The 15,752-nt window shown below is 55.5% G+C and carries 15 protein-coding genes; 11 read left to right on the top strand and 4 right to left on the bottom strand.

What is annotated here, in order from left to right:
• Positions 1 to 79 precede the first annotated feature (79 nt).
• The 5 genes from KCG46_RS02935 to KCG46_RS02915 all read left to right on the top strand — a co-directional run bounded on the left by KCG46_RS02935 (position 80) and on the right by KCG46_RS02915 (position 4,234).
• A complete protein-coding gene (locus KCG46_RS02935; protein WP_218405263.1) occupies positions 80 to 502 on the top strand; it encodes a 23S rRNA (pseudouridine(1915)-N(3))-methyltransferase RlmH in 423 nt (140 codons plus the stop codon).
• Positions 503 to 506: 4 nt separating this feature from the next.
• Entirely contained in the window at positions 507 to 1,757 is a 1,251-nt protein-coding gene (locus KCG46_RS02930; RefSeq protein WP_218403839.1) for a murein hydrolase activator EnvC family protein, read from the top strand.
• Positions 1,758 to 1,888: 131 nt separating this feature from the next.
• On the top strand, positions 1,889 to 3,226 hold the full coding sequence (locus tag KCG46_RS02925) for a S41 family peptidase (RefSeq protein ID WP_218403838.1): 1,338 nt from the start codon (positions 1,889 to 1,891) through the stop codon (positions 3,224 to 3,226).
• A 19-nt stretch (positions 3,227 to 3,245) separates the two neighbouring features.
• Entirely contained in the window at positions 3,246 to 3,716 is a 471-nt protein-coding gene (locus tag KCG46_RS02920) for a disulfide bond formation protein B (RefSeq protein ID WP_218403837.1), read from the top strand.
• Positions 3,713 to 4,234, top strand: a complete 522-nt coding sequence (locus KCG46_RS02915; protein WP_218403836.1) for a demethoxyubiquinone hydroxylase family protein — start codon at positions 3,713 to 3,715, stop codon at positions 4,232 to 4,234. Before KCG46_RS02920 ends, KCG46_RS02915 begins: the two co-directional genes overlap by 4 nt.
• Before the next feature lie 102 nt (positions 4,235 to 4,336).
• On the opposite strand, the gene KCG46_RS02910 is transcribed toward KCG46_RS02915, so the two are convergent.
• On the bottom strand, positions 4,337 to 5,680 hold the full coding sequence (locus KCG46_RS02910; RefSeq protein WP_218403835.1) for a nucleotide sugar dehydrogenase: 1,344 nt from the start codon (positions 5,678 to 5,680) through the stop codon (positions 4,337 to 4,339).
• A gap of 192 nt (positions 5,681 to 5,872) precedes the next feature.
• On the opposite strand from KCG46_RS02910, the gene KCG46_RS02905 reads away from it, so the two are divergent.
• Positions 5,873 to 6,460, top strand: a complete 588-nt coding sequence (locus KCG46_RS02905; RefSeq protein ID WP_218403834.1) for a hypothetical protein — start codon at positions 5,873 to 5,875, stop codon at positions 6,458 to 6,460.
• Between the two features lie 22 nt (positions 6,461 to 6,482).
• On the opposite strand, the gene KCG46_RS02900 is transcribed toward KCG46_RS02905, so the two are convergent.
• Together KCG46_RS02900 and KCG46_RS02895 are read right to left on the bottom strand one after the other, a co-directional pair.
• Entirely contained in the window at positions 6,483 to 7,496 is a 1,014-nt protein-coding gene (locus KCG46_RS02900; RefSeq protein ID WP_218403833.1) for a GDP-mannose 4,6-dehydratase, read from the bottom strand.
• A gap of 35 nt (positions 7,497 to 7,531) precedes the next feature.
• Entirely contained in the window at positions 7,532 to 8,833 is a 1,302-nt protein-coding gene (locus tag KCG46_RS02895; RefSeq protein WP_218403832.1) for a sugar transferase, read from the bottom strand.
• An 838-nt stretch (positions 8,834 to 9,671) separates the two neighbouring features.
• Between KCG46_RS02895 and KCG46_RS02890 the strand changes: the two genes are divergently transcribed.
• The 3 genes from KCG46_RS02890 to KCG46_RS12700 are packed head-to-tail and all read left to right on the top strand — an operon-like array spanning position 9,672 to position 12,998.
• Positions 9,672 to 10,985: an MATE family efflux transporter gene (locus tag KCG46_RS02890; RefSeq protein WP_218403831.1), complete on the top strand. Its 1,314-nt coding sequence runs from the start codon at positions 9,672 to 9,674 to the stop codon at positions 10,983 to 10,985.
• Positions 10,986 to 10,992: 7 nt separating this feature from the next.
• Positions 10,993 to 12,405: an O-antigen polymerase gene (locus KCG46_RS02885; protein ID WP_218403830.1), complete on the top strand. Its 1,413-nt coding sequence runs from the start codon at positions 10,993 to 10,995 to the stop codon at positions 12,403 to 12,405.
• A gap of 29 nt (positions 12,406 to 12,434) precedes the next feature.
• Positions 12,435 to 12,998, top strand: a complete 564-nt coding sequence (locus tag KCG46_RS12700; protein WP_218403829.1) for an acyltransferase — start codon at positions 12,435 to 12,437, stop codon at positions 12,996 to 12,998.
• Positions 12,999 to 13,023: 25 nt separating this feature from the next.
• On the opposite strand, the gene KCG46_RS02875 is transcribed toward KCG46_RS12700, so the two are convergent.
• A complete protein-coding gene (locus KCG46_RS02875; protein WP_218403828.1) occupies positions 13,024 to 14,190 on the bottom strand; it encodes a glycosyltransferase in 1,167 nt (388 codons plus the stop codon).
• Positions 14,191 to 14,653: 463 nt separating this feature from the next.
• Between KCG46_RS02875 and KCG46_RS02870 the strand changes: the two genes are divergently transcribed.
• Positions 14,654 to 15,103 (top strand): LbetaH domain-containing protein, encoded by a 450-nt coding sequence (locus KCG46_RS02870; protein WP_218403827.1) that lies wholly within the window; start codon positions 14,654 to 14,656, stop codon positions 15,101 to 15,103.
• Entirely contained in the window at positions 15,104 to 15,751 is a 648-nt protein-coding gene (locus KCG46_RS02865) for a class I SAM-dependent methyltransferase (protein WP_218403826.1), read from the top strand.
• Position 15,752 lies beyond the last annotated feature (1 nt).

Genomic DNA, 15,752 nt, shown 5'->3' with positions numbered 1-15,752 from the left:
GCGACCGCCCGCCCGCATGGTCGACAGGCCCGAGGACATCGCGCGCCGGATGGCGTGCGCAAACAAAGGACTCAAAGCTTTGCTCCTTCACGTCATCGCTCGCGGTAAAATCGCCCGTTCGCCTGAAGCAGAGTTGGTTGCGCGGTATGAAAAGCGGCTGACTTGGCCGGTAAAGCTAACCGAATTGCCGGAAACCGGCGGCAAAATTCCTGATCCTCAGACGCCCTACAAAACCGTGCTGCTTGATGAGCGCGGCAAGGCGATGGCATCTGAAAAGCTTGCCGAAACCCTTGGGCGTTGGCGCGATGACGGAATGCGGGAAACCCGTTTTATCCTAGGTGCGGCAGATGGTCATTCCGATGCAGAACGCGCGGACGCAGACCTGCTGCTCGCCTTTGGCCCGGCGACATGGCCGCATCTTTTGGCGCGAGCGATGGTGATGGAACAGCTGTACCGCGCAACAAGCATTCTTGCAGGACATCCCTATCATCGGGCAGGGTAGCGATATGGCGAAACGCTTTGCTCTTATTGCTGCTTCAACCGGTGCCGCTCTGATGGCGCTATCCGCGTTTGTGCCAACCGGCACTGCGCAGCGTGATGTCGGCTTGCTGCAGCCGGAAGAGGCGCAGGCTCAGCTGGAGCGCGCGACGCGTGAAAGCCAAAGCGCCGAAGCCAGGGCACTGCGCCTGTCCCGTGAAGCAGAACAAGCCGATGAGGCGGCTGACAAGACAGCGCGCGAGGCAGCATCGCTCGCCGCGCAAGTGCAACGCGCCGAGGCTGACATTTCAGCAGCGCGGGCGCGGTATTCGCTGGCGCAAACGGATCGCGCGGCCCTGTCACAAAGGCTCTCCAAACGTCAGGAGCCGCTTGTCAGGCTGACTGGCGCATTGCAAACAACAGCGCGCAGGCCGCTATCCTTGTCGGCGCTGCAACCCGGATCTCTGAAAGATCTGGTCTATGTCCGCGCTGTGTTGGACAGTGCTGTTCCGGAAATTCGCCAGCGCACATCGGCATTGCGCGGCGAGCTCGAAGAGGGGCGGCGGCTTGAAAGACAGGCTGCTCTTTCGCTGGAGAATTTGCGCGAGAAAGAGCAGGAGTTGCAATCCAAACGAGCGGAGCTTGCCCAGCTTGAAACGCGCCAGAGGCTTGCTTCGCGCGATGCCCGCAGCAGCGCGACGCGGGAAAGCGAAAGGGCGCTCGCATTGGCAGAGGAAGCCCGCGATCTCGATGGGTTGATGGGCGAAATTGATGCAGCTTCGGGCCTCCGGCGCGAACTTGCCGCACTATCAGGACCGGTCCTACGTCCATCCGATTTGGCTGCAGCGACAACGGGTTCAGCGCCTGTGACACCTGATCCGACACCGTCTGCCACACCGACAACGGCTTCTGCGCCGCCGCGCGGTTTTCAATTGCCAGTTCAGGGGCGCACCATCGCTGGTTTCGGCGAGATGCGAGACAGCGGATTGCGCAGCACTGGATTGTCGCTGGCTCCCGCTGCGGGCGCTCAAGTTGTGTCGCCGGCTGAGGGCAGAATTGCGTTCGCCGGGCCTTACCGCGGCTATGGCAGCATCGTGATTATCGAACATGCAGGCGGCTGGACCAGCCTCGTTACAGGCTTGGCGCGAATCAATGCGGAGGTTGGCGATGAGGTGATCGGTGGCAGTCCGCTCGGCGTCGCAGACACCGAAGAACCTTCGATCACAATCGAGCTTCGGCGCGAAGGCGAAGCGGTCAATCCGCTCCAGTTCCTCGGTTAACCGGCTTCTGTCGTTCATTCGTAGAGGCCCGCTTGCCCCGACGCGGGACGGGTTTATCCGCATCGCATAGTTATCTGGCGTTCAGATTGCGCTTCCTATACCTATCGCCCTGAGAAGGAGCCGTGAATCACATGAAGATCGCTGCATTGCTGCGCAACACCGCCCTCGTCGCCGCTGGCGCCGTATTGGCAACCACCACCACCGTAGTCGCCCAAGGCGACGCGCGCGGTGATCCAGAATTTGCGAAAGTCTTCGCGGTCTATCAACGTATCAAGGCGAGCTATGTCGAGCCGGTCGATGATGAAGTGCTGACGCGCGGCATGATCGACGGGATGCTCACGGCGCTCGATCCGCATTCTGGCTATCTCGATGGCAGCGCGTTGCAACGTCTCAACACCATGATCGACGGCAATTATTCGGGTCTCGGTCTGTCCGTCGTGATGGAAGACGGCGCGGTGAAAGTAATTTCACCGTTCAAAGGCAGCCCTGCCGACAAAGAAGGTATCAAAGCGGGTGATTTCATCACGCACCTCAATGGTGAACTCATCGTCGGCGGCGATCTGGACGATGCTGTCGCCCAGATGCGAGGTAAAGCGGGTACGTCGATCGACCTGACCATTTTCCGCCCAGGCCGCGAAGTGCCGCTTGAGCTAACCGTGACACGCGGCGTGATCGAGCTTGAGCCGGTCACTTTCGAGCTGTCTTCGGGCAACATCGGCCTCATTACGGTCAATGAATTCTCTGCCGATGTCGGTGCAGATGTATTCCGCGCATGGACCAAGATTCAGGAAGAGGCGACGGGCCGCGTTGGCGGACTGGTCCTCGATTTGCGCTCCAATCCGGGCGGTTCGCTGGATGAAGCGGTCGCATTGTCGGATCTGTTCCTTGATGAAGGCCGGATTGTGTCGCAGCGGGGCCGGGCACGCGGTGAAACGCTGTTGTATGATGCCGAGACCGTTTTCCGCGGCGATATGGCGGAAGACGTACCAGTTATCGTGCTGATCGATGCTGGCTCTGCCTCTGCTTCTGAAATCGTTGCGGGCGCGCTGCAAGATCACCGCCGCGCGCTCGTGATGGGTGAGCGCAGTTTCGGCAAAGGGTCTGTGCAGTCGCTCTTGCCATTGGGCCGCGATGCCGCGCTGAAACTGACAACGGCGCGTTATTTCACGCCAAAAGGACATTCAGTGCAGGAAGGCGGGATCAAACCCGATATCACTGTACCGCAGATCAGCGATCCCGATCTTGCTCTGCGCCAGAAATACCTGACGCGTGAAAGCGACCTTCGCGGGCACCTGATCAATGAACTCGGCGTGAAGGATGAGGAAATGGAGCTCGACCAGATCGATGATCCGCGCTTCAAACTCACTTCCGAGCAGCTCGAAGAGGCCGGTATCGAGGATTTCCAGCTTCACTATGCTCTCGAAACCTTGCGCCGGACGACTAAGAGTTCGGTAGCGCTGGTCAAGTAAGCGGCCTAGATAGCCTGTCATGACAGGTGTGAAGCAGGCTCAATTTCTCGCAATTGCGATCTCCGCCGGATTGCTGGGCGGGGCGTATATCTCCGAATATGGCTTCGGATTGTTCCCGTGCGAAATGTGCTGGTGGCAACGCTGGCCTCATTTTGCTGCATTGGGCGCGGGTGTTTTCGCGCTGTTCCAAAAACCGGCACAGGTTTGGACGGCTTTGGCTGGCCTCGCGATTCTGACTTCGGGCCTTATCGGCGGATTTCATGCCGGCGTTGAATATGGCTGGTGGGAAGGGATCACAGGTTGCGCAACCTTGGGCAGCGCTGTTGATGTGATGAACCCTGCGGCTGCGCCCATTGTCCGCTGCGATGTTGCCCCGTGGAGCCTGTTCGGAATTTCGCTCGCTGGATGGAATTTCCTCTTCTCAACACTGGGCGGGATCGCCATCTTGGCGTTAAGCGTTAGAGCCACAGGCAAAGAGAAGGCACTATGAACAGAGATGAACTCCACCGCATGATCCGTGTCGATCAGGCTGGCGAATTTGGCGCAACGCGCATCTACGAAGGCCAATTGGCAGTTATGGGTGATCGCGGACCGCATTCCGCAGAAATTCGCCATATGGCCGAGCAGGAAGAGGTTCACCGCGCGAAATTTGATGCGCTGATGGCGGAACGCGGCGTGCGCCCGACGGCGCTCCACCCATTTTGGTCGGCTGCTGGCTATGCTCTTGGTGCGGGCACTGCATTGCTCGGACCCAAAGCGGCGATGGCCTGTACGGCTGCGGTCGAAACAGAGATCGACAAGCATTATTCGGAGCAGCTTGAGCGGCTGGCTGAAACCGATTCCGAGCCGGAATTGGCCGAGATGATCGAAACCTTCCGCGAGGAAGAACTCGAGCACCGCGATGCGGCCCTAGCAAATGGCGCAGAGCAGGCTCCGGCTTATCCGCTGCTGTCAGGCGCAATTCGTTTGGGCTGCAAAATCGCGATCAAAGTTAGCGAGAGAGTTTAAAAGGTCGGTGCGAAGCACCGCAAGGGCGATCGCCCGCCCGCAGCGACGGGGCCTTTGGGCCGCATGAGCGAGTATATCGCACCCGGATGGAGTGCGGAAAAATCACAAACTCCAGTACGTCACACCATTCGGTACACCTTCGCGGTTTAGCGCGGATTTCACGTCCACCAGAACGCCGCCCGGTTTGATCCGCGCGATCAACGCGGGTTGATCAGCGACATACTCAGCGTGATTCACCGCCAGGATCAGCGCGTCCAGCTTGGTCAAATCGTTGCACGGGGTTAGTTTGATCCCGTATTCGTGCTGTGTCTCTTCAGACGATGCCAGGGGGTCAGCCACCATCGGCTTCACACCATATTCGCGCAGCTCGGCGACTACATCGGGTACCTTGGAATTGCGAATGTCCGGTACATCTTCCTTGAACGTCAAACCCAACACGCCAACTCGCGCTTTGCCAAACGCGACGCCTTGGGAAGCGAGCAGTTTCACAGTCTTCTGCGCCACTGCTTCACCCATGGAATCGTTAATCCGGCGCCCGGCAAGGATAACTTCTGGCCGGTAGTCGAGCCGTTCCGCCGCCGCCGTCAGGTAGTATGGGTCAACACCGATACAGTGCCCGCCGACGAGGCCGGGCGTAAAGGGCAGGAAATTCCATTTGGTACCTGCTGCCGCCAAGACGTCACTGGTACTGATATCCATCCGGTCAAAAATCAACGCGATCTCGTTCATAAGAGCGATGTTCAGATCTCGCTGCGTGTTCTCGATTACCTTTGCAGCCTCGGCCACTTTGATGCTGGGGGCTTCATGCAAGCCAACATCGACAATTGCGCCGTAGATGGCCCGCATTCGCGCCAGCGCGTCATCATTCTCAGCGGCAATGATTTTGGTGATGGTTTCAAGCCGGTGAACGGTATCGCCCGGATTAATCCGCTCCGGGCTATAGCCGAGCGTGAAATCCCGCCCCTGGGCCAGGCCGGAATGCTGCTCGAGCAAAGGCCCGCAATACTCTTCGGTTGCTCCGGGAAAGACGGTGGATTCGAAAACCACCAATGCGCCTTTTTGCAGTCGCGGCCCGATTGTTTCGCATGCCTTTTTCAGCGGCGTAAGGTCAGGGCGGCGCTCTTTGGTGATTGGCGTCGGCACCGTGACGATAACGGCGGTTGCCCCGGCAAGAACCTCCGGGTTGTCCGTGACGTCGAGACCGCACGCAGCAAGTCTGCTGTTGTCAATTTCCCGCGTGAAGTCGCTGCCAGCGCGCAGGGTTTCGATCCGGTGCTTCGAAATGTCGAAACCGACAACATCTGTCCCGTTTGGGCCAAGCCGTTCGGCCAACGCGACCGCGACCGGCAGGCCAACATAGCCAAGGCCGACCACCACGATCCGCTCTCGCTGCTGGGCATCAGGCGCGTCAATTGCACCGACGGAAGGTTGGAATGGAGCATTCATACCAGGCCCATTGGCTCAATATGCTCAACATATTGCTAACCACGCCGAATTTGCCGACGATTTACAACGCCTCCCATCGTAAACAGACGCCCGCAGCAATTCATGGGCAATTCAGCGGAATGGGACTACGAGAGCGATTATGTTAGAGTACGTGAATGCGTGCTGCGCTCCTGAAATCCGAGGATTCTGTCGATGACCAAACTGTTCAAATCTGCCGCCACTGCCATCGGAATTGCCAGCGCAGCTGCCATTGCCGCTACACCGGCGGCCGCGCAGGACAAGGCCGGTGACAAGGTCAACATGGTCATCGCCTATGACGAAGATGAATGCCCCGAAGCAGGCGAGAATGAAATTGTCGTTTGTGAAATCCTCGTTGAGGCTGAACGCTATCGTATTCCCTCAAATCTGCGTCAGAGCGATTCCCCGCAGAATACTGCGCGACGCGGCGAAGTTGAAACGCTTCGGTACATTACCCAATCTGGCGCGATGAGTTGCTCTCCTGCCGGTGCGGGCGGTTTCACCGGCTGCACGCAGCAGTTTATCGATGCCGCTTATGCTGAGAAAAGCGAGGCGGAAACAGTCCGTTTTGGGCAGCTCATTGAGCAAGCGCGGCAGGAGCGCCTTTCGACCATCGATGAAGATGCCGCTGCCGAGCAGGGCCGTGTTGAACAGATTGAACGCGAATATCTTGAGCGGCTGGAGCGAGAGCGCAATCAGCCGCTGCCGGGTGAAGAGGATGCACCCGTGATCGGTCCAAAGGCTGAAGGGCCAGAGGGCTAAACCGCACGAAGCTTACGCAGCCCTATTTAGAATAATAGTCGCGGTACCAAGCCACAAATTGGCGAATGCCTTCCTGCACGCCCGTTTCGGGCCTGTATCCCGTGAGCTCGTGCAGCAGGGTTGCATCGGCCCATGTCGCAGGAACGTCGCCTTTCTGCATCGGCATGAAGTTTTTGATCGCTTCTTGCCCGCATTCGGCTTCGATTGCGCTGATATAGTCCATCAAGCGGACTTTCTCGCTGTTCCCGATATTGACGATCCGCCACGGGGCGACCGGGGAAAGGCTATCAAAATCATCAATGTCGTCTGCGCTGTCTGGCCGGACAGGAACTGCATCAATCAATAGGCGGATGCCGCGCACCAGATCGGTTATATAGGTAAAGTCGCGGAACATTTCGCCATTGTTGTAAATGTCGATCGGGGTGCCATCCAAGATGCCCTTGGTAAATTTGAACAGCGCCATGTCTGGCCGGCCCCACGGGCCATAGACGGTAAAGAACCGGAACATGGTGGTCGGCAAATTCCAAAGGTGGGCGTAGGAATGCGCCATCGCTTCATTGGCTTTTTTGGTAGCGGCGTAAAGCGTGAGCTGTGTGTCGCATTTCTCGCGCTCGTTAAACGGCATTTCCTCGTTCGCGCCATAGACTGAACTCGTTGATGCCATCAGCAAATGATCGACGCCCAGTTCGCGCGCGCATTCCATCACGTTGAATGTGCCGGTGACGTTGGCATCCATATAGGCACGCGGATTCTCAAGACTGTACCGCACGCCTGCTTGTGCAGCGAGGTGGACGATCACATCCGGCTTTTCCGCCATCATCAATTCGCGCAATGTATCGAAATCTTCGAGCATGCCGACTTTGGCTTTGAAATGCTGGTTCTGCATCAGCATCTGATGCCTGCGCTCTTTCAAGCGGACATCGTAATAGTCGGTCAGCCCGTCGAAGCCGACCACGCGGAAACCCTCTGCCAAAAGCAGCTTTGCAAGGTGGAAGCCGATAAATCCGGCGGTTCCGGTGATAAGTACAGTGCGCAAGGATTGGGTCTCGTTTCTGGCTTAGCGGATACGTGTCATTTCGCGCCGGTGCCAGTCAGTATGACGCGGAATGTCTTCAAAACGATTAGGAAATCGAGCCAGAGCGAGATGTTCTTGACGTAATAGAAATCAAACCGAAGTTTCGAGTTCACATCGGATACGTCAGTTACGTGGCCCTGTGTTACCTGCGCCCACCCGGTCACACCTGGCCGAACGATATGGCGGTACGAATAAAAGGGCAGCTCGGATTCGTACCACGTTGAAAGCGATTTTGCTTCAGGGCGCGGGCCGATCCAGCTCATTTCACCGCGGAGAATATTGAAGACTTGAGGCAGTTCGTCGATGCGGGTCTTACGCAGGAAATGCCCAAGTCGCGTAATGCGATCATCATCGGATTTTGTCATTGCATCATTGCGTTGAGCGGTTTCATCTTCAATCGGACCGCGCGGTCGCATTGTGCGGAACTTGATCATTTTGAAAGTGCGCCCGCGAAAGCCGACGCGCTCTTGTAGGAAGATTGGATTGCCAGCGGAATCGAGCCGTATCAATGCCGCGATAATGACAAATGCGACCAACAGAAACGGCAGCAGTAAGAGCGATCCGATCACGTCGATCGCGCGCTTCGTTGCCATGTAGGGGACATTCGGGATGAGCGAGCCGAGGTCGTTTTCGGCAAGGTGGGTGATCTTCACCTGACCGCTCTGCATTTCGGCCACCTGGCGGTAGTGGTAGACTGGCACACCGGCGAGTGCAGCCTTGGCAAACAGCCTTTCCCACTCATTGGGGTGATCGTGATGCAGATCAGCTACAAGTGCGCCATTGAGACGCCCTGCCTCGACCAGACTTTCGAGCTCCACGAGATCTGGTGCAGGCGCAAATTGACCCTCGACCCGGATTTCCGCTGATCTTCCGCCGCCGACGATATAATGAGGGCGGCGCAAGCGGCGATTGTAAACAGTCAGCATGTAACTGACAATAATCGCTCCCATCGCTCCCGATACGAAAAGCGAAACTGAATACGAAGAGCGTAACACCGCAATCGCGGCAAGTACGCCGCCAAATGCAAGCATGTTAATTGGAAACACGTACGAAAGCTGCCTCGCTTTGGCGTATTCGCGGAGACGGGTCAGCGCGCGCCAAGCGACTATGATCGCAATTGCTAGGGCAATGATCGTGTTAATGAATAACGGAGCGCTTTCTGACTGACCACGGATCACAATCCAGATCACAGCCGGATTTCCCAACCCTGCCATCAAATACAAAAGCAACTGAAGGCTCTCATTTGATAGCATCGAGCCGCCTACCGTTGGCGACGTAGAAACTATAGTATTCGACATGACTGCTTGTCCCAACAGCAATGGACGAAGCGTCCGCAAACCCTGATGCGGCTACAAGTAACATGAGTTTTGTGCAAGCGCCGCATTTGTCACTGTTTCTGGCTTTTTGCCACATCCGCGCTTGATGGTTTATTTAGAGTCTTTGGAGACGTGAAAAGCCAGTTCCGCAGATAACTCGCCCCCTTGATCAGAATCAGTATTATCGCGATTCCAATAATGTCAGCGAGCCAATCGATCATACTGGGTTGCCTTTGCAAACCCGGGTATGCCTGAGCAACCTCGATCGCTCCGCCAAGCATCGCCAAACCAAGAAACAGTTTGTGGTGGGAAAGACTGTTCAAAGCGATGCGCGCGACTAGCGTGAAACCGGCAAACGCCGCCACGTGGACATAAAAATCCGAGGGGTCGCCTGGCAAGGGCGGCGGGTTCGGCGAAAGCGACCACCACAAACAACCGATAATGGCAATTACAAGCGTAAGCCGAGCTGCCCATTTCGCGAAAGAACTAATGATTCTCAATCAATGAGGTCGCTTATCTTTGACGCGGCGCTTTACCCAGATCTGAAAGCCCTGCGCCCGGGCTTGACCGGAGCATTGGGTGGGAACGCGGCGCCTATCTGCCCGAACCGTCATGGCTGTAGCGATATAACGTCTTTGAAAAAAGGCAATCCTGCCTGGGCTTCTAAAATCTAGCTTCTCGAGATGGTTGAGGGGACGGCTCATACTTGCAAAGATACCTTGCGGGCGGGTATCGACCTGCTAAGCGTTCGAAAGATCGACGTTCCTCGTAGCGCTCTTCTGTTCCCTCGAAATAGCGATTGAACCAAAATCTTGCTGATATGGAACGCTTGAACCTCCAATCTGTGACTGATGTGCTCAGGGATGGCATCCAAATCTATGCTATCCGAGGCGTGACTGTTCTCTCCAACTTTGGTGCTATGCTGCTTCTCGCCCTGATCCTCGGAATAGAGGACTATGGTAGTTTTGTGCTGATATGGGCAATGGCAGCGGTAACGAGCAGCTTCGTTTCTCTCGGTATGCCGGTCTACCTGATGAAAGAACTGTCGATCGCCGACCGCTGGGGCAAGGATGGGGTTGGTTTGGGCTATACCGCTGCCATGGTTGTTCTATGGCCTGCCGCGATTTGCGCTGGTTTCTTTGCGATTGCATCGATACCTATAGCATCGGCTTCGCTTGAACTATGGGGCATCGCGCAAGGGGATTTCGCCCTGTTGCTGGGGCTGGCATATTTGATGAATCTCAACATCAATCTGTCAAGCATTGTCTATGCCATTGGCTATCAAGGCTATTCTATGTTTCAACGGGATGCTGTCCCACAGCTCTTGGCGCTCGCCGTTGCATTTTTTGTGGTCGTTCAAGCTATGGCTCAGCCTGCAACACTGGTGCTGATTGGCGTTTGCATTTTGTTGGCGGCTTTCACGATTTTTGTGATTGCCTTTCTGGCGTTTCATCACTTCCGCCAACAATATTTCGGTGATGGCAGCGGTGCCGGTCGATGGCAGGGTGCTTTTTGGGGGTCAGCCGTTCTCGGTCTTGCGTGGGCACAGATTGATATCGTAATTGGCGGCCTATTCTTGTCTCCAGCTCAGTTGGGAGCTTATAATATTCTTAGGCGCATCGCCAACCTAGTGACACTGCCAGCGACAATCAGCAATTGGACTACCATTGGTGATTTTTCGCGAGCATTCGCCCAGCATGACCGCGAGGCTGTCTTGGCGACCAATCGCAAGGCGCTTGTGTTGGGCGCTATCCCGGGGTTCTTGCTGCTATTGGTCGCAATTCCGGCTTACGTCGTAATCGACTATCTATACGCTTTCCCCGAAGGTGAGGGGTTCTTCCTCCTGTTTCTAATGCTTCTTGCTCAGGCGGGAATTGTAGTTCATTTTCTCGCAGGAACATCAATTTTGAGCACTTCGGGTCTCGAAACTTCTGCAATGTTCTGCCGTCTTGCAGGTCTCATCGCATATCTGATTGCTCTCGCTATTTTGTTCGCGCTCATCCCCTCTGCGGTCCATGCAAATGCGGCTGCCCTTTTTGCGGGCAGCATTGTGCTGTATGGACTGGTTTGGCTGGTCGTTTATCGAAACCACGGTTTCGATTCTTCAGTCGGCAGCCTGATTTGGCCACGATGACTCTACGATGTTGACGATCCTGATCTTTCTAATCGGCTTGGCTTGCCCGCTTTTGCCATTCCTTGTGGCTTCGCGCCTTGGAAGTGTGAGATATTTCTCGCCGCTCCATATTGTCGCCTATCTGGCGTTCCTTGGCGTAACGCTGAAGGTTGCCGTGTTCTCGATTGATCCTGATGTGGCGTTCTACAAGATTATCGTTCCATCATCGACGGCGCACCATGCGGGGGTATTGTTTGTTTTCGCGTTCATAGTCTGTCTGTGCGCTGGCTATATTGTTTCAGGTCCGAAACGAGTGGCGGCTCCGCGGTATTTTGATGCGTCGTCAATTGCGCGGCTGCGTTGGAAGAAATTACTAGTGCCGGTGGCAATCGGAATATCGCTCACGGTTACCATAGCAATCTTTGCGGGCCGGGGCTTCAGCGCGATCGATATGGACACCTTGTCGGCGTTGAATCAGCGTCAGGGTTTTGCAGTCAATTCGAGTGGGGTCCAGGCAAGTGATGCAATTCTGAGAACACTCTACACTATCCCGCGAGTGATCTTTGTCATCCTAGTTATGATCGCGTTTGTCACGAAGCGTGGCAAAGACATCAGATCTGCGACTGGCGTTGGCATGCTGCTCGCGTTCATTGCGATTTTGAACGGCGATAGAATGGAGCTCCTAGAAATCGCAGGTTTCGCAGGCATTGGTGCAGTGCTCGCTGGCTGGAAATTCTCTTTGCGAAATGCAGTGCCATTGGCGCTACTAGCTCTGGCCTTGGTCATCTCGGCAGGTGCGATGACTCAATTGCGATTTGGGCAGACACTCGGTGAAGCAGACGACAATCCGATCACCGTGGTGGCCGAGCAGATCACTGGATCGACCTATTTCATGGACGTGAACGTTCCAACTGTCTTGATCGCACGTTTGGACGAAAACGCCCAGTTGGATGGAGAATCTTACCTCTCTTGGACCTACGGAGTGATTCCTAGGGCACTTTGGCCCGATAAGCCTGCGGTGGACCTGGGCGGAAAGCTTAAGACAGATGTTTTTGCGAGACATGGCGGAGGCGGTATTAATCTGACCGGTCCGGGCGAGGCCTTCTGGAATTTCGGATGGCTGGGATGTCTAATGGGTTTGATAATGGGATTCATGTACCGGCGAGGAGAGCTCTTCATCTTCAGCGAAAGCCCCTATCGATATGGACGGGTGCTCCTGTATCCGACCATCATGTTCTTGTTTGTATCGACGACGACTCAATCATCGTTTGGCGGGATCGTTACTTCGATGTTTGCTATGGTTCCGCTCGCATTGGCGACAATTTGGTTTTTCTGTCGTCGAAAACGGCAGGGCAGTAGAGCTCCGCGCCGAAAGAAAGCGGAGTTTGGAGGAGCCTCATTTAATGGAGACAGGCGCGTGTCAGGAAAATTAGGTCAATGAATACGCGCAGGCTTGGAGGGCCCATATTGATGGTGCCTCGACTGGCATTGGCGGTCGCACGGCGATTGCGGAACGCAATCGCAACACAAATTCACAAAGCAACCGTCAATCGCGTCGGGACGGGCACAAAGATCTTCCACTCGGTCTTTTTCATCGAACCCAAGAAAGTCGAGATTGGAAAAAACTGCCTTATTTGGCATGGCATAGCAGTCGATGCAGAGGGGCCTGCCGGACTACTTCGAATTGGTGATGGTGCTCAAATCAATCCCAATGTCACACTCGATTTAACCGGCCATCTTGAAATCGGAGACAACGCGCTAATCTCTGAAAACTCATTCCTCTACACCCATGATCACGGGCTTGACCCTCGGTCAGAGCCGACCGCATATAATAAAACCATCGGGAAAAATTCTTGGATCGGGATGCGCTCGATTATCCTACCCCGCTGTCAAAAAATCGGTGAATCTGCGGTTGTTGGGGCGGGCTCGGTTGTTGTTAAGGATGTACCCGATGGGGCGATTGTTGCGGGTTCTCCTGCTCGCATCGTCGGCTGGAAAGACGGGTTCGGCCCGAAAGCCGCCGCATCAAGTTAGAGCGGGTTGAGTTCGGCTTTCAGCCTCAATCGGTAACTACGCAATCCGGCTGGTCGGCTTGCCCCGAAAGCCAAGAATAGACATCTTCCATGCCATTCGCGAGAGATGGCCATCCGAATTCGCGTTGCATCCATGCGCGACCATTCGCGCCTAGGGCCATGCGTTGTTCGTCAGTGCGTGAAGTGGCATCCAGCAGAGCGTCCCGCAGAGGCGCTTCTCCGATAGCATGCCACCAACCACAGTCGTTGGTCTCTAAGCCCTCCCACGGAGCGCCGTGAGAAACGATGGCCGGTGTCTCTTGCACTAGCGCTTCGGCAACGGTCATGCCGAAGTTTTCGTCTAGCGTTGGCAATACAAATAGCTCGGCATCGCGATATGCTTGTACCTTATCGCTTCCATAGACGGGGCCGACTATCTTCGCGGTTTTAGCGCCTTCTTTCTCGATATAGCGTTTGTATTCGTCCGCATATTGGTTGTCATCAGGACCCGCTATGGCCAGATGCCAGCCAGGCAACTTATCTTCGATGGATTTCCAGACTCTCAGGAGGGTATCGATCCCCTTCTTTGGATGAATGCGGCCTAGGAATAGAACGGTGCGGCGTTCTGGCCTTACCGACCTGGCCTTGAGGTTCGGAAAATCAATGCCGTTAGGAATAAGCGCAACGGGCTGACGCAGACCGAAATCCCGAATGTCCGAGATCTCCTTTTCAGATGTGGCATGCCAGCAGGCAACATGCTTGGCTGCCTGTTTCTGGAACAAATGCCAGAACACCCGTTTGCGCTGTCTGGAAAACCGCAACGCGTTTGCGCCAAGCATACCTCTGGGTGCATGAATGACGGATATGTCTGGTCGCGCGCCTATTGCTGCACTGGAGACATTCGGCATCAGCCACAGTCCGTGCCCATGCACGATGGACGAACCGGGAAGCTGCATCATGGTCTGGCGTAGATCTGATGACAGCAGCATTGATTTCAGGACCGGGGTGGTCGCGAAATCTTGCTTGAAAGTTTGGACGGTGACTTCCTTGGAAGGTAGGGTGCGGCCCCTAACCGTATGAATTGCAACCTTTCGCCCTAGATCGGCTGTCGCCATTGCCAATGCAGGTACTGAATAAGATGGCCCAGAAGCCTCTTCTGCAATTGAGGCCACGACGTGATGAACAGGCCAGCGTGTGGTAAGGTCACTGGTCATTTTCGATCATTTGCCCTTGTCGAGAGAATTCAAACACAGCCTTGCCAGCAGTCTTGCCCGGACCAAAGCGCGGCGGTCTGTTTGGCGTGATGCCAGCGGAGCTTGCCTTATGATAGGCCGCCTCAGAGTCAAGCGGAGACGAAAAAGGGGTTTGATGTGGTAGCGCTCGTTTTATTGCCGCGTTAGCGGGCAAATTTAGGGTGGCAAATATGCCAACATTCTTATATCGCGGCGACCGAAATAAGCGTCGCTGCTTGGTGATGATCGCAACCTCGGGTTTGCGCGGATTTTTTTGCTGGAAGGCGTACGTACTATCTCCCGTTCAGGATCAGCGTTGACAGATGTCGAAGCGAACCGGTCGGTGCGCAAATGGAGCCGCCGCGCCCAGATAGGCCGGGTACTCTGGTGGCTGTCCGGTCCTCTGTTTCGGCTTAGCCCTCGACCATTATGGGGTTGGAGGCGGATGCTCCTTAGGCTTTTCGGAGCGAAGATCGGCGCAAACGCGCATATTTATCCAAGCGTTCGCATCACAATCCCGTGGAATATCGATATTGGTGATGAGGCAGGTGTGGGCGATGGGGCAATTCTTTATGCACTCGGCCCGATTACGATCGGTGCTCGGGCAACCGTTTCACAGGGAGCGCATTTGTGCGCGGGATCGCATGACATTTCAGATTCCGCCCGCAGACTCCTTAAGCCGCCAATTGAGATTGGATCAGATGCTTGGGTTTGCGCTGATGCCTTCGTTGGGCCTGGTGTTACGATTGGGCAGGGCTCCATTGCTGGCGCGCGTGCGGTTGTAACGAAAGATGTCGATCCCGGCGTCATAGTCGCGGGAAATCCCGCGCGGCACATCCGGTCTCTGGAAACTGGTGGTCGCGGCGAAGAAACAACAGAGCGATTGGATAGGTAGATGGAAGAAATTAAGGCAATCTCGGGCTACGAATACGAGGCAGCGGGGCACAACCCGTCGCATGACTATCTTTTGCCGCAAGTTATAAGCGAGCTCGATGTGCTTAAGGCTAATCTAGGCGACGTCGAGCCGCGCTTGTTCGAGCTGGGCTGCGGCAATGGCAGTATCGCAGCAACCTTTGCCGCGCGCGGTTGGCAGGTTTTCGGCGTCGACCCTTCCGAACAAGGTATTAAACAGGCCGTCGCAACCCATCCAGAGCTCAACCTTAAACAAGGTTCGGCCTATGATGATCTGGCATCAGAGTACGGGCAGTTTCCCGTGGTCACCAGCCTTGAGGTGATCGAACATGTATATGCACCGCGCAAATATGCCGAGACGCTCTTCAACCTCCTTGAGCCGGGCGGGACCGCGATCATTTCAACCCCTTATCACGGTTATTGGAAGAACTTGGTCATGGCTTTGACCGGCAAAATGGATGCTCATTTCACGGCGCTATGGGATCACGGCCATATCAAGTTCTGGTCAGAAAAAACCTTATGTGAGCTGTTCGCTGAAATTGGTTTTGAGGCCCCGAAATTTTACCGCGTTGGTCGCATTGGGCCATTAGCAAAATCGACCATTGCTGTGATCCGTAAGCCTGCAACTTAAG

Origin of the sequence: Erythrobacter crassostreae, assembly GCF_019204045.1 — a bacterium.
GTDB classification, from domain to species: domain Bacteria; phylum Pseudomonadota; class Alphaproteobacteria; order Sphingomonadales; family Sphingomonadaceae; genus Erythrobacter; species Erythrobacter crassostreae.
Note: the sequence above shows the minus strand (reverse complement) of the source record. Positions and strands in the feature narration are given on the sequence as shown.

Excerpts from the sequence above, each read along its gene's own strand:
- KCG46_RS02890 (WP_218403831.1), top strand. The coding sequence starts at position 9,672 with ATGGAACGCTTGAACCTCCAATCTGTGACTGATGTGCTCAGGGATGGC.
- KCG46_RS02925 (WP_218403838.1), top strand. The coding sequence starts at position 1,889 with ATGAAGATCGCTGCATTGCTGCGCAACACCGCCCTCGTCGCCGCTGGC.
- KCG46_RS02915 (WP_218403836.1), top strand. The coding sequence starts at position 3,713 with ATGAACAGAGATGAACTCCACCGCATGATCCGTGTCGATCAGGCTGGC.
- KCG46_RS02875 (WP_218403828.1), bottom strand. The coding sequence starts at position 14,190 with ATGACCAGTGACCTTACCACACGCTGGCCTGTTCATCACGTCGTGGCC.
- KCG46_RS02870 (WP_218403827.1), top strand. The coding sequence starts at position 14,654 with ATGCTCCTTAGGCTTTTCGGAGCGAAGATCGGCGCAAACGCGCATATT.
- KCG46_RS02930 (WP_218403839.1), top strand. The coding sequence starts at position 507 with ATGGCGAAACGCTTTGCTCTTATTGCTGCTTCAACCGGTGCCGCTCTG.
- KCG46_RS02910 (WP_218403835.1), bottom strand. The coding sequence starts at position 5,680 with ATGAATGCTCCATTCCAACCTTCCGTCGGTGCAATTGACGCGCCTGAT.
- KCG46_RS02895 (WP_218403832.1), bottom strand. The coding sequence starts at position 8,833 with ATGTCGAATACTATAGTTTCTACGTCGCCAACGGTAGGCGGCTCGATG.
- KCG46_RS02865 (WP_218403826.1), top strand. The coding sequence starts at position 15,104 with ATGGAAGAAATTAAGGCAATCTCGGGCTACGAATACGAGGCAGCGGGG.
- KCG46_RS02920 (WP_218403837.1), top strand. The coding sequence starts at position 3,246 with ATGACAGGTGTGAAGCAGGCTCAATTTCTCGCAATTGCGATCTCCGCC.
- KCG46_RS02885 (WP_218403830.1), top strand. The coding sequence starts at position 10,993 with ATGTTGACGATCCTGATCTTTCTAATCGGCTTGGCTTGCCCGCTTTTG.
- KCG46_RS02905 (WP_218403834.1), top strand. The coding sequence starts at position 5,873 with ATGACCAAACTGTTCAAATCTGCCGCCACTGCCATCGGAATTGCCAGC.
- KCG46_RS12700 (WP_218403829.1), top strand. The coding sequence starts at position 12,435 with ATGGTGCCTCGACTGGCATTGGCGGTCGCACGGCGATTGCGGAACGCA.